The 20,905-nt window shown below is 52.2% G+C and carries 20 protein-coding genes and 1 pseudogene; 7 read left to right on the forward strand and 14 right to left on the reverse strand.

The features are described from left to right. Positions 1-232: pseudogene (locus RT644_RS06695) on the reverse strand (flagellin FliC); the annotation flags it as partial. 183 nt (positions 233-415) lie between these two features. Continuing rightward, positions 416-1,321 (reverse strand): flagellin, encoded by a 906-nt coding sequence (locus tag RT644_RS06700; RefSeq protein WP_313626207.1) that lies wholly within the window; start codon positions 1,319-1,321, stop codon positions 416-418. 241 nt (positions 1,322-1,562) lie between these two features. Here RT644_RS06700 and fliD point away from each other — a divergent pair, with 241 nt between their 5' ends. The 4 genes from fliD to amyA all read left to right on the forward strand — a co-directional run bounded on the left by fliD (position 1,563) and on the right by amyA (position 5,436). Then, positions 1,563-2,981 carry a flagellar filament capping protein FliD gene (gene fliD / locus RT644_RS06705; protein WP_020454184.1) on the forward strand — a complete coding sequence of 473 codons (1,419 nt, stop codon included), beginning with the start codon at positions 1,563-1,565 and terminating at the stop codon, positions 2,979-2,981. Positions 2,982-3,004: 23 nt separating this feature from the next. Next, positions 3,005-3,415, forward strand: coding sequence for a flagellar export chaperone FliS (gene fliS, locus RT644_RS06710; RefSeq protein ID WP_017458358.1), 411 nt, complete (start codon positions 3,005-3,007; stop codon positions 3,413-3,415). Beyond that, positions 3,415-3,774 carry a flagella biosynthesis regulatory protein FliT gene (gene fliT / locus RT644_RS06715; RefSeq protein WP_313626208.1) on the forward strand — a complete coding sequence of 120 codons (360 nt, stop codon included), beginning with the start codon at positions 3,415-3,417 and terminating at the stop codon, positions 3,772-3,774. Before fliS ends, fliT begins: the two co-directional genes overlap by 1 nt. Positions 3,775-3,948: 174 nt before the next feature. Continuing rightward, positions 3,949-5,436 (forward strand): alpha-amylase, encoded by a 1,488-nt coding sequence (amyA, locus tag RT644_RS06720; protein WP_313626209.1) that lies wholly within the window; start codon positions 3,949-3,951, stop codon positions 5,434-5,436. A 41-nt stretch (positions 5,437-5,477) separates the two neighbouring features. Here amyA and yedD read toward each other — a convergent pair whose 3' ends face one another. Then, entirely contained in the window at positions 5,478-5,888 is a 411-nt protein-coding gene (gene yedD, locus RT644_RS06725; RefSeq protein WP_313626210.1) for a lipoprotein YedD, read from the reverse strand. A gap of 193 nt (positions 5,889-6,081) precedes the next feature. Between yedD and yedE the strand changes: the two genes are divergently transcribed. The 3 genes from yedE to RT644_RS06740 all read left to right on the forward strand — a co-directional run bounded on the left by yedE (position 6,082) and on the right by RT644_RS06740 (position 8,448). Next, complete coding sequence (gene yedE, locus RT644_RS06730) at positions 6,082-7,290, forward strand: selenium metabolism membrane protein YedE/FdhT (protein WP_313626211.1); 1,209 nt, start codon at positions 6,082-6,084, stop codon at positions 7,288-7,290. Then, the gene (gene yedF, locus RT644_RS06735; RefSeq protein ID WP_020454189.1) at positions 7,287-7,517 is read left to right on the forward strand and encodes a sulfurtransferase-like selenium metabolism protein YedF; all 231 of its coding nucleotides are present in this window, start codon (positions 7,287-7,289) and stop codon (positions 7,515-7,517) included. The genes yedE and yedF overlap by 4 nt, the downstream gene beginning before the upstream one ends. A gap of 88 nt (positions 7,518-7,605) precedes the next feature. After that, a complete protein-coding gene (locus tag RT644_RS06740; RefSeq protein WP_313626212.1) occupies positions 7,606-8,448 on the forward strand; it encodes a WcbI family polysaccharide biosynthesis putative acetyltransferase in 843 nt (280 codons plus the stop codon). A 148-nt stretch (positions 8,449-8,596) separates the two neighbouring features. Here the strand turns inward: RT644_RS06740 and RT644_RS06745 are convergent, their stop codons facing one another. From RT644_RS06745 to RT644_RS06795, 11 genes are all read right to left on the reverse strand, one after another. Beyond that, positions 8,597-9,493 carry a diguanylate cyclase gene (locus tag RT644_RS06745; protein ID WP_313626424.1) on the reverse strand — a complete coding sequence of 299 codons (897 nt, stop codon included), beginning with the start codon at positions 9,491-9,493 and terminating at the stop codon, positions 8,597-8,599. Between the two features lie 182 nt (positions 9,494-9,675). Then, positions 9,676-10,068, reverse strand: a complete 393-nt coding sequence (locus tag RT644_RS06750) for a VOC family protein (protein ID WP_313626213.1) — start codon at positions 10,066-10,068, stop codon at positions 9,676-9,678. 374 nt (positions 10,069-10,442) lie between these two features. Beyond that, entirely contained in the window at positions 10,443-10,646 is a 204-nt protein-coding gene (locus RT644_RS06755) for a hypothetical protein (RefSeq protein ID WP_313626214.1), read from the reverse strand. A gap of 110 nt (positions 10,647-10,756) precedes the next feature. Beyond that, complete coding sequence (locus tag RT644_RS06760; protein ID WP_313626215.1) at positions 10,757-10,996, reverse strand: hypothetical protein; 240 nt, start codon at positions 10,994-10,996, stop codon at positions 10,757-10,759. Positions 10,997-11,052: 56 nt separating this feature from the next. Continuing rightward, a complete protein-coding gene (locus RT644_RS06765) occupies positions 11,053-12,249 on the reverse strand; it encodes a tail fiber domain-containing protein (RefSeq protein WP_313626216.1) in 1,197 nt (398 codons plus the stop codon). Positions 12,250-12,309: 60 nt separating this feature from the next. Next, positions 12,310-13,263, reverse strand: coding sequence for a DUF6453 family protein (locus RT644_RS06770; protein ID WP_313626217.1), 954 nt, complete (start codon positions 13,261-13,263; stop codon positions 12,310-12,312). Beyond that, a complete protein-coding gene (locus RT644_RS06775; protein ID WP_313626218.1) occupies positions 13,263-15,974 on the reverse strand; it encodes a DUF1983 domain-containing protein in 2,712 nt (903 codons plus the stop codon). The genes RT644_RS06770 and RT644_RS06775 overlap by 1 nt, the downstream gene beginning before the upstream one ends. Next, a complete protein-coding gene (locus tag RT644_RS06780) occupies positions 15,974-16,372 on the reverse strand; it encodes a DUF6950 family protein (protein ID WP_313626219.1) in 399 nt (132 codons plus the stop codon). Before RT644_RS06780 ends, RT644_RS06775 begins: the two co-directional genes overlap by 1 nt. 6 nt (positions 16,373-16,378) lie before the next feature. Continuing rightward, entirely contained in the window at positions 16,379-16,963 is a 585-nt protein-coding gene (locus tag RT644_RS06785) for a hypothetical protein (protein ID WP_313626220.1), read from the reverse strand. Further along, entirely contained in the window at positions 16,963-17,553 is a 591-nt protein-coding gene (locus RT644_RS06790) for a hypothetical protein (RefSeq protein ID WP_313626221.1), read from the reverse strand. Before RT644_RS06790 ends, RT644_RS06785 begins: the two co-directional genes overlap by 1 nt. A gap of 12 nt (positions 17,554-17,565) precedes the next feature. Next, the gene (locus tag RT644_RS06795; protein ID WP_313626222.1) at positions 17,566-20,904 is read right to left on the reverse strand and encodes a phage tail tape measure protein; all 3,339 of its coding nucleotides are present in this window, start codon (positions 20,902-20,904) and stop codon (positions 17,566-17,568) included. Between the last annotated feature and the right edge of the window lies 1 nt (position 20,905).

The raw sequence follows: 20,905 nt of genomic DNA on the forward strand, positions 1-20,905 counted from the left end.
CAGCGGTCTGCGCCAGAGAGATACCGTCGTTCGCGTTACGTGCAGCAACGGTCAGACCGTTGATGTTGGAAGTAAAACGGTTAGCAATTGCCTGGCCAGCCGCATCATCTTTTGCACTGTTGATACGCAGACCGGAAGAGAGACGCTCGATCGAGGTGCCCAGAGAAGACTGAGATTTAGTCAGGTTGTTCTGGGTCATCAGCGACAGGGTGTTAGTATTAATAACAGCCATGATTATTATCCTTCATTGAGTAATTTATATTCCGGTATGCGCCAGCGGCTTCATCACCGTCATAATTGTTATCGACGGGGTTAACGAACTCTTTAGGGATTTTTTTATTTTTATTCGGCTTATTTTTCAAAGAAATAAAAAAGCGCCGACAAGCGGCGCTTTCTGATACTGCATAATTTGCGATTAACGCAGCAGGGACAGCATGGTCTGCGGAACCTGGTTGGCCTGAGCCAGTACGGAAGAACCAGCCTGCTGCAGGATCTGCGCGCGGGACATGTTCGACACTTCAGTTGCGTAGTCAGAATCCTGAATACGGCTGCGTGCGGAAGACAGGTTGTTCACGGTGTTGTTCAGGTTGGTGATGGTGGATTCGAAACGGTTCTGGGACGCACCCAGCAGGCTGCGCTGAGTGTCAACCGCTTTGATTGCCGCATCGATATCTGCCAGCGGGCTACCGTTGGTCACACCGCCGCTGCTTACCGTACCGCTCAGAACGTCGAAACCTTCAGCAGCGGTAGAACGTGCAGTACCGTTGATGGTCTGGCCGGTAGTCTGGGACGTTGCGCCAGAAGCGTTGAACAGGTTGTACGCGTTGGAAGAGGTCAGGCTGATGGAGATCTGCTCGCCGTCTTTCGCGCCAACCTGGAAGTTGTAGCTGCTGGTGCCGGAACCGGTGTTCAGCACTTTGATGCCGTTGAAGTCGGTCTGGGTGGTAACACGGTTAACTTCTTCCATACGCTGGTTAACTTCAGCCTGGATGGAGTCGATGTCAGAGGCAGAGTTGGAGCTGTTCTGCGCCTGAACGGTCAGGTCACGGATACGCTGCAGGTTGTTGTTGATTTCGCCCAGCGCGCCTTCAGCGGTCTGCGCCAGAGAGATACCGTCGTTCGCGTTACGTGCAGCAACGGTCAGGCCGTTGATGTTGGAAGTAAAGCGGTTAGCAATTGCCTGGCCAGCAGCGTCATCTTTAGCGCTGTTGATACGCAGACCAGAAGACAGGCGCTCAATAGACGTACCCAGAGAAGACTGAGATTTAGTCAGGTTGTTCTGAGTCATCAGAGACAGGGTGTTAGTATTAATAACAGCCATGATGTAATTCCTTAAAAAAAGTTATCAGATTCAGGCATCTGCCTACGGTTTTCTCACCGTCCCCCTGATTATCGACCGCCTCTTAACAACCTTTAGAAAAAAAGATCATTTTTTTAAAGCCGCAAACTGCCCGCTATTCTTTATCTTTATTCCGCCATTGTTTTAAAAAAAACCCTCTAATCTTTTCGCAGTCGCTGCCGATAATCCCCACAGTGATTGTCTAAAACTGAAGGATAAAGAAATGGCAACTATTAGTTCTATCGGAGCAGGCACCAGCTTAAGTTCGTCGCTCAGTACGCTGTATAGCCAGCTGCAGACGGCCGAAGAGACCAGGCTGACGCCAATTACCACTCAGCAGACATCGTATAAAGCAAAACTCACTGCCTGGGGCATCGTTCAGACGTCGCTGACCAAGCTGCAAACAGCGGCCAATGCGCTGAAAGATACTTCCAAAATTGCATCGGCCAAAGTTTCCAGCACCAACACGGCGTTTACCGCCTCCCTGGCGACCAGTGCAACGGCGGGATCATATTCTATTGAGGTGACGTCGCTGGCAGCAGCGCAGTCGCTGCTCAGCCCGAAAGCGGCAAGTAAAGATACGGATTTAGGTGATAGCAGCCTGAGCTCGCGTACCATTACGATCACCCAACCGGGTCAAAAAGATCCGCTGACCGTTACGCTGGCAAGCGATAAGACCAGCCTGGCGGATATCCGTGATGCGATCAACGCGAAAGCAGGAAGTGTGACCGCAAGTATCATTAAAGCCGATGACAGCAGCTACTATCTGGCGCTGACCTCGCGCGATAGCGGTACCACCAACCAAATGACGATCACCACTAATGATACCGAATTAGCCAAGTACGTTAGTTATGATTCAAGCAATGCCGGCAGCGCCAGCAATACCATGACGCAGCAGGTTGCCGCTGCTGACGCCAACCTGAAGATCAACGGCGTGGCGATCACGCGTAGCAGTAACACCATCACCGATGCGCCGGAAGGCGTAACGTTGACGCTGAACAAGACCAATATCGGCAGCCCGGAAACGCTGGCGGTAACCAAAGATAATGCGCCAATGACTGCGGCGGTGCAGGCGTTTGTTGATGCTTATAACTCACTGCAAACGACCATTGCCAACCAGACAAAATACACGAAAGTGGATCAGGGCAGTACGTCTCAGGACAACTCTAACGGCGATCTGCTGGGTGACGGTACGCTGCGTAACATTCAGACGCGTCTGCGCTCGCTGCTCTCCTCTTCTCAGAGCAATACCGGCAGCTACAATATCCTGTCGCAGCTGGGTATTACCCAGGATGTCTCCGGCAAATTGACCGTTGACAGCACCAAGCTCGACAAAGCGCTGACGGAAAAATCAACTGACGTGATCTCCTTCCTGACCGGTGATGGCAAAACCACAGGTTTTGCGACGCAGGCCAGCAATCTGCTGGACGATTTCCTCGGTACTGACGGCACCGTGCAGAATGCAACCGATGGGATTAACAAGACGCTGAAAAAGCTGTCTGAGCAGTATGACCGGGTAAACGACCAGATCACCGCAACCATGGCTCGTTATAAAGCGCAATTTACAAGTTTAAGTACGCTGGTCTCGTCACTGGAATCAACCGGTAACTATTTGACCCAGCAATTTAACAAGACCAATTAATAAAGTATTCGTTGAGGTTTGAAATGTATACGAAATCGGGAACTCAGGCTTATGCTCAGGTCGGCGTGGAAAGCGCCGTCCTGAGCGCCAGCCCGCATCAACTTGTGGTACTGCTTTTTGATGGCGCGTTAAGCGCCATGAAAAGGGCTGCGATCCTGATTGAGCAGGGAGATATTCCCGGTAAAGGACAGGCGCTTTCAAAGGCTATTAATATCATTACCAACGGTTTGCGTGCCGGTCTCGACCACGAAGTCGGTGGCGAGATCGCCGCAAACCTGGACAGTCTTTATGACTATATGACACGACGTCTTTTACAGGCTAATCTCCACAATGACCTCTCCGCCATTGATGAAGTTTCAACGTTGCTCAACAACATTGCTGATGCCTGGAAAGAGATTGGCCCCAATAATCAAAACGCGCGGGACACTTACTAATGGAAGCAAATTTCGGGTTGCTCCACCACTATCAGCAGCTGTTGGTCACCAGCCGCACCATGCTTAACCTCGCGAAGGAAGGGCGTTGGGACGAACTCATTGAGCACGAGTTGAAATACATTACCGCTGTGGAGAAACTGACACAGTTCCAGGATATGAGTGAAGTCGCGCCTCAAATGCAGGCGCAAATTCGCCCGTTGCTACAGCAAATTCTGGAAAATGAAGTTTCACTCAAAGAACTGTTAAGCCAGCGAATGGACGAGCTGCGGACATTGGTTGGACAGACATCCCGACAACATAGCCTACATTCGACATATGGACGTCTCTCTGGAAACATTTTATTCCCCAACGAGATCTAATCTCATGCCCGGCGGGTGATACAGGAACAGTCCATCACCCGCTACGGTTTTCGCCTTCCCCCCTCTTCCCGTTCTTATCTCGCAATACAAATTCCCACGCCACTATGTGCGTAGCGGTTCGTCGTTTCTGAAATCTCAGCCATACTTCCAGCGTCTCATTCTGGAGCATGGAAGATGAAAAACCCCACCCTGTTGCAAACGTTTCACTGGTACTCCCCTGATGGCGGCGCACTCTGGCCGGAACTTCGCGCGCGCGCAGGTGCGCTGAACGACATGGGGATCAATATGGTCTGGCTTCCACCGGTGTACAAAGGTGCCGCAGGCGACCAGTCGGTGGGTTATGACAGCTACGATTTATTCGATCTCGGTGAGTTTGATCAGAAAGGTAGCGTCGCCACCAAATACGGGGATAAAGCGCAACTGCTCGCCGCCATTGACGCGCTGCAGGCGAACGGTATCGCCGTGCTGCTGGATGTGGTGGTGAACCACAAAATGGGTGCCGATGAAAAAGAAGCGGTACGCGTGAACCGGGTCAATCAACAGGATCGCACGCAAATTGACGACGAGGTTGTTGCATGTGAAGCCTGGACGCGCTTCACCTTCCCTGCCCGCGCCGGGAAATATTCGCGATTTATCTGGGATTACAAATGTTTTAGCGGCGTCGATCATATTGAAAATCCGGACGAATACGGCGTGTTTAAAATCGTTAACGACTATACCGGCGACGGCTGGAACGACCAGGTCGACGACGAGCTGGGCAACTTCGACTACCTGATGGGCGCCAATATCGATTTTCGCAACCATGCGGTGACGGAAGAGATCAAATACTGGGCGCGTTGGGTAATGGAACAGACTCACTGCGACGGTTTTCGTCTGGACGCGGTGAAACACATTCCGGCCTGGTTCTATAAAGAGTGGATCGAGCATGTGCAGGAAGTCGCGCCCGGGCCGCTGTTTATCGTCGCGGAATATTGGTCCCATGAAGTGGAAAAGCTGCAGCAGTATATCGGCCAGGTTGAGGGCAAAACGATGCTCTTTGACGCGCCGCTGCATATGAAATTTCACGAAGCCTCGCAACAGGGACGCGATTACGATATGCGCCAGATCTTCGACGGAACCCTGGTGGAAGCCGATCCGTTTCACGCCGTAACGCTGGTTGCCAACCACGACACGCAACCCCTGCAAGCCCTGGAAGCGCCGGTCGAAGCCTGGTTTAAACCGCTGGCCTATGCGCTGATCCTGCTGCGTGAAAATGGCGTGCCGTCAGTCTTTTACCCGGATCTGTTTGGCGCAAGCTACGACGATACCGGCGGCGATGGCGAAACCTACCACGTCGATATGCCAGTCATTGAAAATCTCGAACGGTTAATTCTCGCCCGCCAGCGTTTCGCCCACGGCGTGCAAACCCTGTGGTTTGATCATCCTAACTGCATTGCCTTTAGCCGCAGTGGCACCGAATGTGAGCCGGGTTGCGTGGTGGTGATGTCCAATGGCGACGAGGGAGAAAAGCAGCTAATGCTGGGGGAGAACTACGCCAGTAAAGTGTGGCGGGATTTTCTTGGTAACCGCGAGGAGACGATCACCACCGATGAACATGGTGAAGGAACATTCACCTGCCATGGGGGTAGCGTCAGCGTGTGGGTCATTGAGGATGCGCTATAAAATTGCGCCGGGCAACGTAATATGCAGGCCCGGCGTGCTATTTAGTGCGTAATGTTCAGCCCGGATTTAGTTAAAGCGTCCTGGCATTCAACCGTGGGTTTATCGACGCGTTGCAATGTCAGACCATCAAACTCCAGCGTATTACCTTCGCGCTCAAGGCGGTAAATGTCGCGTTTTTGCGTCACGTTATACAGCTTGTCGCCATTACGCATCAGCTTGCCCGGAACGGCAATCACGCGCTGCCACTGGCGGCAATCGAGTGTATCACCCTCTTTTGTCACGATAAGGCTGGCGATGGCTTCCGGGCTCACCAGGCTGCTTTGCGGCCCGGAAGATTGCCAGTAACCCGCCAGCCCTGCCGGTGCGGGCTGTTTCACCACCGCATCGTAATTATCCACCTGAACGCAGCCGCTCAGCAGCATCGCCGCGCCAACAATCACTCGCTTTTTCATTATTTATCCTGCTCGCGAAGAAAAAAATATTGTGGCATTAAAGCATTATCATCGCCACCCTTTCCCCCACCGCCTGCAAGTTTGATCTGTACCAGGTTTTTCGCCTTTTTTACGTTAGCTTGTCATCCCGCCCGTGTATTATCCGGGGTTCTTTTGCATTACCCGTTCCTTCTGAGTTCAGAGGCTCATTTCTATGTCATGGCAACAGTTCAAAGACCGCTTTCTGATTAAGTTCTGGTCTCCCGTCCCGGCGGTTATCGCTGCGGGCATCCTCTCCACTTACTATTTTGGTATCACCGGCACGTTCTGGGCGGTTACCGGCGAGTTTACCCGCTGGGGCGGTCAGTTATTGCAACTGGCAGGTGTACATACCGAAGAGTGGGGCTACTTCAAATTGATCCACCTTGACGGCACCCCGCTCACCCGTATTGATGGCATGATGATCATCGGCATGTTCGGTGGCTGTTTCGCCGCCGCGCTGTGGGCGAACAACGTCAAGCTGCGTTTGCCGCACAGCCGTATCCGCATCATGCAGGCCATTATCGGTGGGATGATTGCCGGTTTCGGCGCACGTCTGGCGATGGGCTGTAACCTCGCCGCCTTCTTTACCGGTATTCCGCAGTTCTCGTTACACGCGTGGTTTTTTGCCGTCGCCACCGCCATTGGCTCATGGTTTGGCGCACGCTTCACGTTGCTGCCGCTGTTTCGCATCCCGGTTAAAATGCAAAAAGTCTCAGCCGCCTCACCGCTGACGCAAAAACCCGCGCAGGCAAAACGTCGTTTTCGTATCGGCATGCTGGTGTTCGCCGGCATGGTGGCCTGGGCGCTACTGACGGCAATGAACCAGCCCAAATTAGGCCTGGCAATGCTGTTTGGTGTGGGTTTTGGTCTGCTTATCGAACGTGCGCAAATCTGTTTTACCTCGGCCTTCCGCGATATGTGGATCACCGGGCGCACGATGATGGCGAAAGCGATTATTTTCGGAATGGCTGCCAGCGCTATCGGTATCTTTAGCTATGTCCAGCTGGGCATGGAAGCCAAAATTATGTGGGCGGGTCCGAATGCGGTGATCGGCGGCTTGCTGTTCGGCTTTGGTATTGTACTGGCAGGCGGCTGTGAAACCGGCTGGATGTACCGCGCGGTGGAAGGCCAGGTACACTACTGGTGGGTTGGGCTGGGTAACGTGATTGGCTCAACGATCCTCGCCTATTATTGGGATGATTTATCCCCTGCGCTGGCCACCAGCTGGGACAAAATCAACCTGTTGAAAACCTTCGGTCCGCTGGGTGGCCTGCTGGTCACTTATCTTTTGTTGCTCGCCGCCTTCTTGTTTGTCGTCGGCTGGGAAAAACGCTTCTTCCGCCGCGCTAACACGGTGGCTACCGTTAAGGAGACTGCATGAACATCGTGCCCGATTACCGTCTTGATATGAGCGGCGAGCCCTGCCCTTACCCGGCTGTTGCGACGCTTGAAGCGATGCCGCAGTTAAAAAAAGGCGAGATCCTGGAAGTGATAAGCGACTGCCCGCAATCCATTAATAATATTCCGCTGGATGCGCGTAATCACGGCTATACCGTGCTGGATATTCAGCAAGATGGGCCGACGATCCGGTATTTGATACAAAAATAGGGTTTTACCTGTACTCCGCCCCCAGGCTAACGATAAAATTAGCCGCTGTAATTACAACGGAATGCATTAGCCTGGGGGCGTTTATAAAATGAAATTAGCATTAATTGGTAATTGCCAACTTGAAGTTCTGGGAAATTTGATAATGAACGTCAGCGGGCTGCATGAAGGGAAGTTCGACGGCATTTTCAATATGCCTATTTATAAACTTAACGAAAATAATGACTTCATTAACTTCTATCACGAATTAGAACAGTGTGATTTCATTTTTATGCAGCATCATGCAGAAAAATGGGGACCGTTTTCAACAGCAGCCTTAAGCCAATTCTTCGATATCACCATGCTACCGACCATGGAATCCCGCGTTTCAACGCCGCAGCTCGGGTACTATACAGATAAAATCCCTGATTTTATGGTCTACGTCGATTACCGCATGCTGCATCTTTATCTCACCAATGTGAGTATTCAAAACGTGGTGGAAACGTACCATTCCGTGAGTTTTTCCAGTGAAAAACAAACCAATATGCTTAAAGAAGATGCGTTGAAATACCGTACATTATTTCAACGAGGCAAGCTTTATTTCGATTATTCAGAAGAGTATTTCCGCACGCTTTCCGCTAATCCGGATTGCTACTCAACGGTAAGCCACCCGGATAACTATAATCTAAGTTTGTTATTACAAGTAATTTACCATAAATCACTCGGCATTAACGAGAGTTTCGATCTGCAGGGTAATGACCTGCTTAAAAATTATGTTGCGCCGAAAATTGGCTCAGGTGATAACACGTATCATATGATGCGCCCGACGGGTCTGGCGCTGGCCGGTAAAATTAATTATGCCTTTTTTGACAGCCAGAATCGGCGTGCGCTTAAACAAGCGCTGGTTAACTCTTCTTACTATACCGGTCTGGAAGACTGCTACCAGAACCTGTAATTCGCCTGGTGTTTTCCTGCTCCCAAAAAAGCCCTTTGCAGGGCTTTTTAGTATGGTTGAAAATAGAGTCAACCGCCGTTAATAACAGAACCCTTGCTGATAGTATTGAACGCGATATAAAACAAATCGCACCAGGGATAATGGAATATTAATGGGTAATAAGGTGAATCTCACCGCCTTCATCCATAAACATACAGCGGTTGCGCCCGGTCTGTTTTCCCCGATACATCGCCGCATCGGCTCTTTTCACGACGATGCCAATAGACTCGCCATCCCATGCCTGAGTCACACCGATGGTCACCGTAATGTTAAGCGCTTTATCGTCGTAGTGAATGGCTGACGCTGCAACCGACTCACGCAGGCGCAGCGCCGCCATGCACGCCTCTCTGTCCGAAGGCGCATACAGAATAATAATGAACTCCTCACCGCCGTAGCGGTAGGCAGTGTCGCCCCCACGGATCCGATCGCGCAGTTGCTGCGCCAGCTCGCGTAAAACGCCATCACCGACCAGATGCCCGTAGGTGTCATTCACATCTTTAAAACGATCGATATCAAGCAGCAACATATACATCTTCCGGTCTGATACTTCTTTCAGTTGCTGTTCAAACCTTTCATCCAGCATCCTGCGACCTGGCAGCCCGGTTAATATATCAACGCCACCGCGCAGCTTTAATAAATACGTTTTATAGGCGGTCACCGCTGCGGAAAATAATGCAAGACGATGCTTAAACTCTGAAAATTTATCAGTATTTGTTTTTTTATCCCTAATCACACACATCAATTCACGGCCGCAGTTATGCATTTTCGTGTGTGTCGCATCAATTGCCTGCAGGCAGCTGGATTCCTCCTGATTCATGGGTTGGTGTCCATCCAGCCAGCGGCCGAAATGGCACAGGTGGTGCGAGTGTGCGTTAATGCTTTCCGACTGATCAATATTATTATTGACCACGCAGGCGAACATATTGATTAACCAATCATAATGCGCATCAACTGCTTTATTAAGATCAATAAGGATATTATCAATCTGTTGCGTATTCCTGTACATCATATCCCTCACCGCGGTGTAATAAGCACTACAGTGTAAAAAAACAAAAGGTATTTTTATGTAAATATAATAAAATCAGCTAAAGAATCAGATATTTCAGCGCAAGAAATATTTGCAAAAAAGGAAATAAAACCCATTAATTCATGGTAATGGCAAAGCACCTGCGTGGAACCACGCGTAACTCAGACAGATACCCACGCCCTGTTTTGCAACACCACGCGGTAGCCGTCATGGTCCTGCCAGCTCTTGCCTGAAATATCCCAGTAAGGGTTAAACGAAACGATCTCTGTAAACCCTGCTTTGCGCATGGCTTCACAGCGCGCAACCCATTCATCAGCGTCCGGGTAATAAAGCACCAGTAAATCCTCTGCCGTCGCAGCAGGTTTAACCGGATGGTGATGACAAAGTGTGAATTCGATGTGCCAGGGCGCAGAGCGGTGCCCTACCATCACGCCACTGAAGCCCTCATGATCGGTGAAATCCGCAATTTTGCGCAGTTCCAGCGCCTCGCAATACATACGACAGGTCAGTTCAAGGTCGGTTACGGGCCGGGCGATTCTCATATGGGCAAACATTCGTCATCTCTCCTTCGGGCATCGTCAGTGGAAAACGGTAAGCATGACTGTACCCGCAACGGCTATGGTCGATGTGATCGTCTGTGCCCACGTAAAGTGGCAGGGAGGGTGTAAAAAGGATTAGGAGGGAAAGCGCACGAAACACAAAACAAGGGAAGATAACCGCCAGCGAGGTGGTTATCTTCCCATTATTCGTGGTTATGCGTGAGTCAGACTCACTACACCTGCATGTTCATAATATGACTGTGCAATTTTCATAAACAGTAAAGTTCGCCCAAGAGCACACGTAACAACAGGCGTTTACTGATATGCAAATTGATAACTAACCAGTTTCACCCACAATCGCCGAATATAAATGCCCCATACATGCCCCATCAAACTATCCCGTCATCATGCAGCCGGGTAATGGTGTACGTAAGTAGTCCATGCACGATGACGCCATCCAGCGCCTCACCTTCAACCGCTTCCCCGTCTTCCGTTATTAGCGACCCGCCCATCCACTTAGCGAACTGGACGCGGCCGTCGAAGGTTGCCAGTACCGTTTCACCTTCACTGGGCCTGGAAGCTCTGTCTATCACCGCATATCCTGTGTCAGTTTCGATGATCCGGCAATTGGCATCCATATGACAAATTGCATCAACGGTAAGCGTGCGCTCTGCATAATCTGTTGCTGGCGACGGGAATCCCATTAGTGAATCCTCCCCATGTTGCGCAGCATCCAGAGACGGTTCTCGCTGAATTCTGTCGTCTTATCAACAAAGTCGGTTTGATATTGCTCGATCCACGCGTTTGCATCCTCCTGGCTGAAATGCCAGTTACGAGCTGCCAGTTCCCTTATAAAATCGGCTGTGCGCAGGTATTGGTAACCCTTTGGGTTTTGCTGTATGGAAGCTACAAAGGCGGTATGTATTTCGTACTGGCGTGGCATGATGTGCACCTCATAAACACTGTTTTTATATACAGTAGATTTATCTATGCAGATGATCAAGAGCCAGCGGATATCTGTTTTACAAGTAACTGAAGTTCAGAGATTTGTTTTTGCTGAGCCTGAAACGCCATCGCCAGCTTGGCAAGCATCGCGATCGGATCAAGATAATAAGCCCCCTCCGGGTTATTCTCATCAAAGCCTTCTTTAAGCCCTTCCCCCTTCACACACTCAGGGCTGACCTGCACAAGGTCATTGGCGATAAAGCCTAACTTCTCATCGCTCTGCGGCGCGATGCCGCGGGCTTTATATCGGAATGATGCCACGCGCCACTGTTCAACTTCGGCTGCCGCGGCATCAGTATCGGTATGATATTCAATCTGTTCTTTCAGTTCCTTATCTGAAACTGCTGTTGTACTGATAGCCCCGACCAGATAATTGTCAATATAAAGTGTTGGTTGCGATCCGGTCCAGTTAATGAAATATGAGGCAAATGCCGGATACGTAGCGTCACGGCCAGCCTGACAAATAATTCCCCCCGTAGGGTAAATAGTCGCTTTTCGGTTGCCAACGGAATCAATGTTAAGGATGGTTCGACTTGTTCCGTCATTGAAATCAGCAAGAGACCCGCGCTGCCTTACCCCCTCAGCCCCGGACAAAGCTGTCAGTACAAAAGAATAAGAAAACACAGGCCCGTTCATCGGTAGCGAAATGTCTCCGGTAATTATGCCGCCTGATTTTCCATTAATTGAATTAAGACGAGCGTCATCACCGGCTGCGACCGTATTAGCTTCTGTGCCTACATTAAGAGCCGCCGCATTCCCCAGCGAACTTTTATCCGCCTTGCTGGCTAAAGACGTTGCCAGGCTGTTCCATGTCGGGCCGGTAAAAGACGTACCGTCGGGGATTTTTATCGTGGCAGTACCACTTCCGGCAAAGATTTGCTGCCAGTTCTGTTTGTCGTAATTCAGGCCGCGCAGCGCTTCAGCACTCTGCGCCACCAGCGCAGCGGTAACCAGGTTCATTGCGACGCGGGGCACAGCATACCAGGCAGCACCGGCCTGCGTTGGCCCGGTGTAATTGCTGACGAGCGTGAGTGCGGTTGCATTGTCTACCGTTTTCACCGGCAGCGTGTAAGGAATGCCGCCGACCGTAACCACAATAAAATCGGCTGCAGCAAGTTCAGTGGTGAATGAAGTGCCACTACCGGACACAGAGGCAGAATTATTCGTAAGGGTTAAGGTTCCTGCTGACATGTGAACTCCAGGCAATAAAAAACCCGGCACGCTGGCCGGGTCTGGTAGGGTGGCGTAGGGTTAATACATTGACGGGATGCAGGGGATGCTGACAGATGTCAGCCGCTGACCGACAACAGAATATCTGTCAGTCCATGTTGTGGTTGTGCGTCCCCGACCGCACCTGACCGCATTTCCGGAACGAACAAGCCCCGCCCATTTCAGGTAGTCCCATCCTCCGGATGTCCTGCTGTCGTAGCCGTACCGCCCGAGCATGATCATGCTGTCGCCGATATCCGTCCAGTTCCATGACGGAACAAACGAGGCATTACGGTAAATAAACGGGCGCCGGGTGGTGGAAAAGACACAGGTACCGTTTTTGAAAATATTGAAGCCTGTTCCCGGCGTGGGGATCATGCCACTGGCAAAAATGGCTATCTGCAGAGTTACCGTAGCTGCCACATCATCGCCATTTCGCTCCTGGTATGCGGTGACGTTAGCCCCGTCGAATTCGACGGTAACGCCGTCAGCGCTCCACTTCGCGAACACAAGATACTGATCGCGGGAAACGCCCGTATCCGGTGTGGCCCAGCTTCCTGTAAACGTTACGGTTCCGCGCCAGACACAGGATCCCACCATCGTTGCATCCGTTATTGACAGAAAATCGGTGCTGTCCTGAATCAACAGCCCCTGCCCCTGCGATGCCGGAAGGATTTGCCACACAGCAGAATTGAACGATCTGGCCCGGTTCCAGTTGTCGCTCCACCAGGTGTTCAGGGTAATGACGTTGCCGGATACGGAATAACCGGACAGCATCCCGATGGTCGGGATCAGATTTGTGCCACGGTACGTCATATAAACGGTATTGCGTGGCAACAGCACAACCTGACTTCCGGCTACATAGTTGGGGATCTGGTACTGATTAACGTCAAATTGTTCAGGGATAACCATGCTGAAAGAAGGACAGCGAAGACCGGCTGTAATTTCCATGCGCGGCCCGCCGTCCTTCAGGTCGATAAGTAAACCTTCAGGCATCACCATTTCCCCACGCGAATCATGCCGCCACCGGTCAGGTTAACGGTAAGGCCATTATCATCGAGCACCACGGTGTTATTCGTCCCGTTGAAGGAGAACTGACCGCTGGTTGCATAGACCTTCCCATGAAATTCCGCATCGCCGCCTTTCCCGAGCCGCCAGCCGCTGACGCCTGGCACGTAGTTCGACGACTGGAGCGTATCCGTGATTTTGGCGAAATCAATGGATGCCTCTTGTATCAGCACGCTCCTGATAAATACCTGGCCGTTGTAAACAAAGAACGCAGCCTGCCAGTTGCCGGGATTATTCCCGGAATAAACACCGAACTGGTCAGCGGCGACAACGACCGTCGATTTGTAGGCGCTGCCGTCTGGTTCTATCGACATGCCAAACCCGGCGCTGTACTTCACGCCATTGCGGACAATGCCGAGGTTAGTGACGTAAGACGCTTTCGCTGTCCCGTCGATGTTAACTTCAGCGGTCATTTTCTGGTTAACGGCGGCAACGAGGTTTCCTTCCGGACCAATCTGCGCCTGTACGTAAGTTGACAGGTCGGCCAGCCCTTTTTCGTTACTGGCGACCGTCGTCTTCACAACCAGAATATCGGCTCGTACCTCACCATATTGCTGATACTGATGCTCAACGGTGCCATGCACCGCCAGCGCATTCTGCATGGCGGCCTCAAGGTTGGTATCCACCCCGTTCTGTATATTCTGGAACGCGTCAGAATTACGGATCCCATCATCGATGATTTCAATCAGGCTCCCGGTATCCATTGAGCATTCAGCGGCGACAGTCACAAATGCTGATGTGCCGAAGGCGTTTATGGTCCGGATGTACCAGTAATAGGTATGCCCGACTTTGAGATCGTGTTTCGTCCAGGTCGTGCCGATACCTTCCCGCGTGGCGCCATTTTCCACCGTTATATCGCTGGCGTTAGGTAGCGGTGTTTCTCCGGACGTCCAGAAATCAAACTGTGTGGAAACGTTGACCAGATCAGCCAGCCGCGGGATCAGTGTGATGGCAAAGAACCCCTGTTCGATATCCACCCGCGACGGCGGTGGCGGTGCCTGAATATTAAATTCGAGGTATGCCTCCGGCGACTCCGCGCCCATCTGGTTAACAGCGATGACATGCGCGGTGTATGTGTTTCTCGGCAGCCCGGTCAGGCGGGTAAACGATCCGGGAACCTGCGCAGACAACACCGCGGTTCCGCCCTGGCGGATGATCACCTTGTTGTAGGCAAACTGCCCGACGTTCTGCCATGACAGCACACCCTGCACCACCTGCCCGATCTCCTCTACGGTGTATTTCAGGTTTTGCGGCTGCGCCACGCCGCCAGCAGGTAACTGAGTGAACGGCGGGCGCACAATGGGTTTACCAATGGCATCCCCCCACACGTCGGCGGTTTCCTGCTTGACCGTGAGTTGCACACCATTGCTGATGCCAAACTTCCAGTCTGTCACGCGCATTTCAACGCCGGTAATGCCAAGCGACGGGAGGCTGACTTTCACATACATGCCGGGACGATAGCGGTAGCCGCTCAGGTTAAGCGGGATATTCATCGTGCGGGAAATGCGTGTGCGCTTCAGCCGGATATCCGCCAGGCGCTGCGCCTGAAATTCGGAGGTCACAAAGCGAAGCGGCATATCCTGCGATATCTCCACCCCATCCTCGGTTACCCATTCAGCAACCGATACCGACGGGAAATCAACTTCAGAATAGCCCTGCAGCGGATCAACGAAAGTACCTTTAACCGTGTTCACCCGGTCTGTCTGAGCCACCTCCGGCATGATTTCAATATCACCGGCGATCTGATCTTCCGTGATGGTTTCAGTTGCCGGTCCGTAATATGCCCCGACCAGAATACCGTGTTTACCCGCCGTGTACGTGGGCTCTCCGGCGCAACATACCAGCATGGCTTCAAGGATGCTGGCCTTGTTTTCGCTGAGGTCAAACTCGCCATTGAGCATGTAACGGCGTTCTGAGGTGCCATCGCCGTTAGCAACAATCTCATCGCTGATGTTTGCCGCTTCCTGAAACTGATCCCAGTTGATATCGGTATCAGGCACTTTGAGATAGTTACGGTAGTAGTCGAGAATGCACAGCGCTGCATTATTGCTGTAAGCGGTCTGCCCGGTGCGCGGGTCGTAAACCTTCCGCCCGAGTTTTTCGACCTTGATATTGGGGATACCTGCCGGGAACTTCTCGGCATTGAACTTCATGGAAATACGCAGCCATGAAATGCCCTTCCCGATCATGTCCGCTTTCCACGACGGGCAGTTAGCCAGCATAAACGGATCGGCGGTCTGCCGGTCGATGTGTACCTCATGCGTGACGCTGTCGCCGAAGGTGCCAATCTCATCATCGGAAAGATAGATCGCGCCCGTTCCGGAAATGGGATGCCCGGCGAGGGTGATCGCCATATGCAGCCATTCACCATCGGTCTGGGAGCCAGGCTGTTCTTCTGAAAAGAAAAGCGTACCGGCTGACATTGTACGACCGTAAACCACGGTTTTCGGGCTGGCGGCGGCACGCAGCACCTGCTTGCGCTCAGAGGTATCGCGATACGCGTCAATCGACGGTTTCTTTGTCATCAGCTGGGTTGCCACCTGCGCAGCCACAGTGATAGCGATACCAATGGCATAAGCCCCCTGTGAAGCAGCAACACCCGCGGCAATGGTTGCAACGATTGGGATCGCAGCTGGCATTATCGAACCCTCCATACACTCAGGGGTTTCACCCGCAGGCTGACCAGCCCGGCGCTACCCGGCACCCACACCACGCCGGAATAAACCACACCGGCGCACCGGGCTCCGTTATTCTCCACGACTGCGATATCCCCGCGCTGCGCCAGTTTCACCGGCACTTCATCAAGGAATCTGCCCAGCACCTTTTCCAGCGTTCCGCCGTTGCGCAGCAACACTTTTTTTGCCCCTGTCTCCGAGTGGTAAGTACCGCGCAGAACAGCTGCAAAATCCTCACCGCACATCGCCAGAGCGCAGTCAGCCGAAAAAAGACAGCAGTCATTTTCACCCCATGAAAAAGGCCGCTTTTCAGCGGCCTTCATCACGGCGATTAATCGGTTATGCCAGTCCGGATGCTTCATGCGTCCTCACGAATAAGTAAAGCCCGGAGCATCTTTTTTGCTGCCCCAGTAGATTGAACGCTCCGCCATCTGCGCCACGTAACGGAAAATGCGATCGCCCGGTTGCGTGGCCTGGTGGGATTCATCGGTGTAACGATCGGGAAACGGGCGCTGCCAGTCCTCAAAGATATTGCTGACGGTGTACTGCAGGGCGTTCGTTTCCCCGGCGGTGGCACCGGTACTCGATACTTTGCCCTGAAAAATCATATCCGCCGCGCGTACCACGCCGCTGTCGTCAATAACGACAAGGTAGATATTCGCCTGCCTGCCAACACACCGCTCATTGAGCGTGGTGGCAAACAACGAAAGATCCAGACCGGAAAGCGTAAGTTTAAGCTGCGCCGGGCTGGTCGAATTGGTTTCACCCACATCATCAACCGCCCCCATTTTGCCCATGCCGTAATACACAAAACCGTTCAGGACAATCGTGCCGGTACCGGAATGTACATAGACGGTGCCCGATTCAAACTGGATATTCGCGGCGATCACCGCCGTCACCCGGTCGCGTGACAGCCAGTCCACCATCGCATCAGAAAACGGGGAATACAGCATTAAAACGCCTCCTCAAACTCAATGGTGTAACTGGTAAAGCCGCCGGGTATCCGGCTGCCAGCCCCCTGCTGATTGTCCTTCAGCTTAAAAATGCCGTAAGGGTTTGCCACTTCAATCGGTGCGTTTGGCGGTGGCGAAGTGCGGAGCATTGGCGCTATCGGGATAATCGCCGTCATATCCGCCGCGCTGGTCACATCTGCCGTAACCATTTTCAGTTCGTCATTAACGGTGATGTAATCCCCGGCGCGCAGCACTATCACACCCGCCACCCAGCCTTTGCTGTGTAACTCCGTGCCGGTCTGGTTTGCATCAGAAACGGTCGGGGTTCCCGCCGGCGTTCTTCCAGGCCTCCCCCAGTCACGGATTTTAACCCGCCCATACTCACCATCGAGGGACGCAATAAGCGCATCAACGCGCCGTGATTTCTCGTCGGTGAGGTTGGTCAGCGTCAGGGAGCATACCCAGCGGGTACCGGGATAACGGACGGTCTGTGAAGCACCGTTGAAAGGGGATCGAAATGTTTTGGTGTTGCTCTCCGGGCGCCATGTCAGCGCTGCGGGACAGACATCAGCAGGCCATTCAACAGCCATAATCACTCCTTACTAAACGTTCAGCAAACGGCGCGCCTGCCCGCGGGTCTGGAAGTCCTGAAGGAGTTCCTGCCTTGCCTGTTTCGCGCCATCCTGTGCCCCCTGCCGGGCGGCTTCCTGCATGGCCTGTTTAAGTGCGGCATCACCATTCCCGGAAATACTGAAATGCTGATGGATAATCGTGCTGCCACCGCCTGAGTTTACCCCCTGAGCGCCAACCATTCTGACACCAAGGGAACCATCAGCAGAGCGGGTTAGCGGCATGATGGCTTCCGGCCCGGCCTCACCCATCAGCCCGGCGCCCTTTGCAAAGGCAAAATAGGTTGGGGTATTCACCACGCTGTTGCTGTACGCGCTCAGGCTTTCGGATGCATAAACACCGCCTTTCGCATTTGGCCGGAAAGATGGCACGGCGAAAGACTGCCCAGCACCGGCTGAGGATCCGGAACTGCCGCCGCCAAATAAACCGCCGAACATTCCGCCAATCGACGAGAAGAGACCGCCGGAACTGGATGCAGATTTCAGGCTGTCCACCAGCATGGCGTTAATCAGTATTTTTTGCATCGAGCGGAGCACAGAATTAGCCCAGTCATCCCAGCTGCTTTTATTACCAGATAGCGCATCGGATATGCTACCTACCAGCCCATCCATTGAGGAACTCACGAGGTTTGCCGTCTGGGATGCGTAATCAGAAGCCTCATCTGCCCAGTTCGAGAAACCCTCCCTCATCCCAGCGCCCCAGTCAGCGCGCTGTGCATCAGAGGCTTCATAGTAGGCTTGCTGATCACGAAGGCGCTGATCGAGATACTCTTTATTCAGCGCAATCCCTTTTTCATAAAACTCCTGGCTAATTTCTTTTGCCTGATACTGCCGCAGCAGATCGGTGTTCTTATCACCGAACTCTTTCCGGATGCTGTACTCTTCCTGCATCCTCTCACGCAGGCGGGATCCCTGCCCGTACCCTGCAAGTTGAGCCTGATTTGCGGCAAGCGCAGTTGCATTGGCATCGGCCAGTGAATTCTCGTATGCAATAAGCTGCTGTTTAATTTTGGTCTGATCAATCAGGGCGGCATTCTGCAGAAGCGTCTGTTTTTGTGCATCGCTCAGCGTGGACAGTTCCCCCTGGCTGACCTGATATTTCACCTTAGCCAGTTCGGTATTCTGTCCTTCTAATGCGATTTGCTCCTTCTGCTGCTTGATCAGTCTGTCATAGGTATCAACGGCCTTTTCTTCATCTGTTTTCGGCCCTTTAGGTTTCTTCTTGTTAGCCTCATTATTACGCCACTCTTCCAGACCATTATTGATAAACTCTGCTCTGTTGGTCTGGAATTGAGGATCCGCAGTGAGTCCCAGATCATCAGCTGTGTATCCAAGCCGGGTTCGCTCTTTTGCCTCGCCCTTAAGGCGCGAAAGAGCAAGCTCACGGCGACTTTTTTCAAGCGCGTCTATCTGCTTTTGCGTGGCTGTGGCTTGAGGAACCCGCAGCGGTGTGACAGTCATTCCCTGTCTGGCCATCAGCAACTGGTTTCCCAGCCCAAGCAGGCGGTTAAATTCAGTATGCTGCCCATTCATCATGACCATCGACTGATAAAGGGCGTTTTGTTTCCATGCAGCATCTCGGATTAAATCGTTATGCCGACTTTCGTTCTCCTCCAGCGATTGTTGAATTAATTTTGCTCTTTCCTGAAGCTGATTTAACCTTTCTTGTTCAACAGCTAAATCCCCTGTGGCAATGGCAACAGCCTTAATAATATCCTCTCTGTTTTTGTTATTAAGAGAGGGATCAGACTGAGATTTGTTAAGGAGGTCTATTTGCCCCTTGAGGGCACCAATTTTTTTAGCCTGTTCGTCAATTAGTCGATTCTGTTCAGCGAGTGCATCTACACTTTTCTTTCTGTTATCATCAGCATCTGTGAGTGACATTTTCGATGTTTTATCCCTAATAACATCGATCTGGCTGGCGTATTCCTGAGCGGAGCGTCGAGCCTGCTCCTGATTTTGATACATTGTGTACCAGGCACCGGCGCCAAGCAGTAAGGCACCGGGAATACCACCAACCAAAGAGAGTAGACCTCGCGCGCCGCCACCTATTGCTCCAACAATGCTGGTAGCTCTGTTCAGCGCCTGCTGCGAAGCGGCAACGCCTAAATTGGACTGCGCGACCTTGGCATTTGCCGCAATCATCTCGCTACGTTTTTTAATCAGGTTGTCAGTTGCCAACATTGCGGCATTCGAACCTTTTGCGACATTAGCCTCAGCCAGTGCGAGGTTGTATGCCGATTTCGCGGCATCAGCATCTGCTACAGCTTTGCGCTGAATCTCAACAGCCGCGTAGTTCTGAGCGTCTGCAAGTGCAATGGCACCTTTCCTAGCCTCTATCAATTTAGCCGTTGCAGTAGAGGCACCATTAATCATGTTTCCAAACATTCGGCTGCCTCCAGCGGCGGCCAGAATACCAGCCACGGCGGCTATCTCGCCGATATTATCTGCAAGACTATCCAGCCCTCCAGCCAGGGCAGATGAAGCCCCAAGAGCATTGTTAGCTCCGCCCACCCATGCCATAAAGGCATTTTCAACCTTCTGAGCCGATCCGCTGATACTGGCTGGCAGCGTGTCAAACTCCTTACGCAATTGCTCGACATTGGTCAGTAGTGGAATGATCTTGTCAGTAGTCAACTGGCCGTTATTCGCCATGTTACGAAGACCACCGATCGTGGTTCCCAGACCAGACGCCAGCAGTTTAGCCAGACGACCACCGTTTTCCATAATGGCGTTAAATTCTTCGCCGCGCAGCACGCCGGAACCCAGAGCCTGACTGAGCTGGGTAATCACTGAACTGGCCTCTTCCGTACTGGCACCAGACAGTTTCAGCGATGTGGCGACCGTTTCTGTCACTTTTGCCACGTCAGAAGATGCGTATCCGGCGTCACGCAGGGCTGAAGCGATGCGGGAATACAGATTCGCGTTAGCCTCAAAGGATGTTCCTGTGCGCTGGCTGATATCCATCAGAGCTCGCTGTGACTCGGTAAAGTCATCTGCCCCGGTAGAGGCCAGACGCAGTCGCCCGGATAACTGATTCCAGGTGTCTGCATAATGAATAAGTTGACCAGTGGCAAAGGCACCAGCAAAAGCGCCAGCCAGACCAGTAGCGGTTGCCTTTACAGAAGCCAACTCACCATTTAAAGCTGCTAAGGCTCTCTGCGATTCACGTGTGGCTGCTGCGGCTTTTCTGCCGCCCCCCTCCATCGTTTTGTAATAATCAGCGCCCATACGCGAAGCACGGGCAATTTCAGACTGAAATGAGCTGGAGTTAGCCGAAATTTTAATAATGAGTTCGCGCAAAGTTGCCATT

Source organism: Kosakonia sp. (assembly GCF_032104925.1).
Lineage (GTDB): Bacteria > Pseudomonadota > Gammaproteobacteria > Enterobacterales > Enterobacteriaceae > Kosakonia.

Bases quoted from the DNA above. Each gene is read 5' to 3' on its own strand.
- RT644_RS06700 (WP_313626207.1), bottom strand. From the start codon at position 1,321: ATGGCTGTTATTAATACTAACACCCTGTCTCTGATGACTCAGAACAAC.
- fliD (WP_020454184.1), top strand. From the start codon at position 1,563: ATGGCAACTATTAGTTCTATCGGAGCAGGCACCAGCTTAAGTTCGTCG.
- fliS (WP_017458358.1), top strand. From the start codon at position 3,005: ATGTATACGAAATCGGGAACTCAGGCTTATGCTCAGGTCGGCGTGGAA.
- fliT (WP_313626208.1), top strand. From the start codon at position 3,415: ATGGAAGCAAATTTCGGGTTGCTCCACCACTATCAGCAGCTGTTGGTC.
- amyA (WP_313626209.1), top strand. From the start codon at position 3,949: ATGAAAAACCCCACCCTGTTGCAAACGTTTCACTGGTACTCCCCTGAT.
- yedD (WP_313626210.1), bottom strand. From the start codon at position 5,888: ATGAAAAAGCGAGTGATTGTTGGCGCGGCGATGCTGCTGAGCGGCTGC.
- yedE (WP_313626211.1), top strand. From the start codon at position 6,082: ATGTCATGGCAACAGTTCAAAGACCGCTTTCTGATTAAGTTCTGGTCT.
- yedF (WP_020454189.1), top strand. From the start codon at position 7,287: ATGAACATCGTGCCCGATTACCGTCTTGATATGAGCGGCGAGCCCTGC.
- RT644_RS06740 (WP_313626212.1), top strand. From the start codon at position 7,606: ATGAAATTAGCATTAATTGGTAATTGCCAACTTGAAGTTCTGGGAAAT.
- RT644_RS06745 (WP_313626424.1), bottom strand. From the start codon at position 9,493: ATGTACAGGAATACGCAACAGATTGATAATATCCTTATTGATCTTAAT.
- RT644_RS06750 (WP_313626213.1), bottom strand. From the start codon at position 10,068: ATGTTTGCCCATATGAGAATCGCCCGGCCCGTAACCGACCTTGAACTG.
- RT644_RS06760 (WP_313626215.1), bottom strand. From the start codon at position 10,996: ATGCCACGCCAGTACGAAATACATACCGCCTTTGTAGCTTCCATACAG.
- RT644_RS06765 (WP_313626216.1), bottom strand. From the start codon at position 12,249: ATGTCAGCAGGAACCTTAACCCTTACGAATAATTCTGCCTCTGTGTCC.
- RT644_RS06770 (WP_313626217.1), bottom strand. From the start codon at position 13,263: ATGCCTGAAGGTTTACTTATCGACCTGAAGGACGGCGGGCCGCGCATG.
- RT644_RS06775 (WP_313626218.1), bottom strand. From the start codon at position 15,974: ATGCCAGCTGCGATCCCAATCGTTGCAACCATTGCCGCGGGTGTTGCT.
- RT644_RS06780 (WP_313626219.1), bottom strand. From the start codon at position 16,372: ATGAAGCATCCGGACTGGCATAACCGATTAATCGCCGTGATGAAGGCC.
- RT644_RS06785 (WP_313626220.1), bottom strand. From the start codon at position 16,963: ATGCTGTATTCCCCGTTTTCTGATGCGATGGTGGACTGGCTGTCACGC.
- RT644_RS06790 (WP_313626221.1), bottom strand. From the start codon at position 17,553: ATGGCTGTTGAATGGCCTGCTGATGTCTGTCCCGCAGCGCTGACATGG.
- RT644_RS06795 (WP_313626222.1), bottom strand. From the start codon at position 20,904: ATGGCAACTTTGCGCGAACTCATTATTAAAATTTCGGCTAACTCCAGC.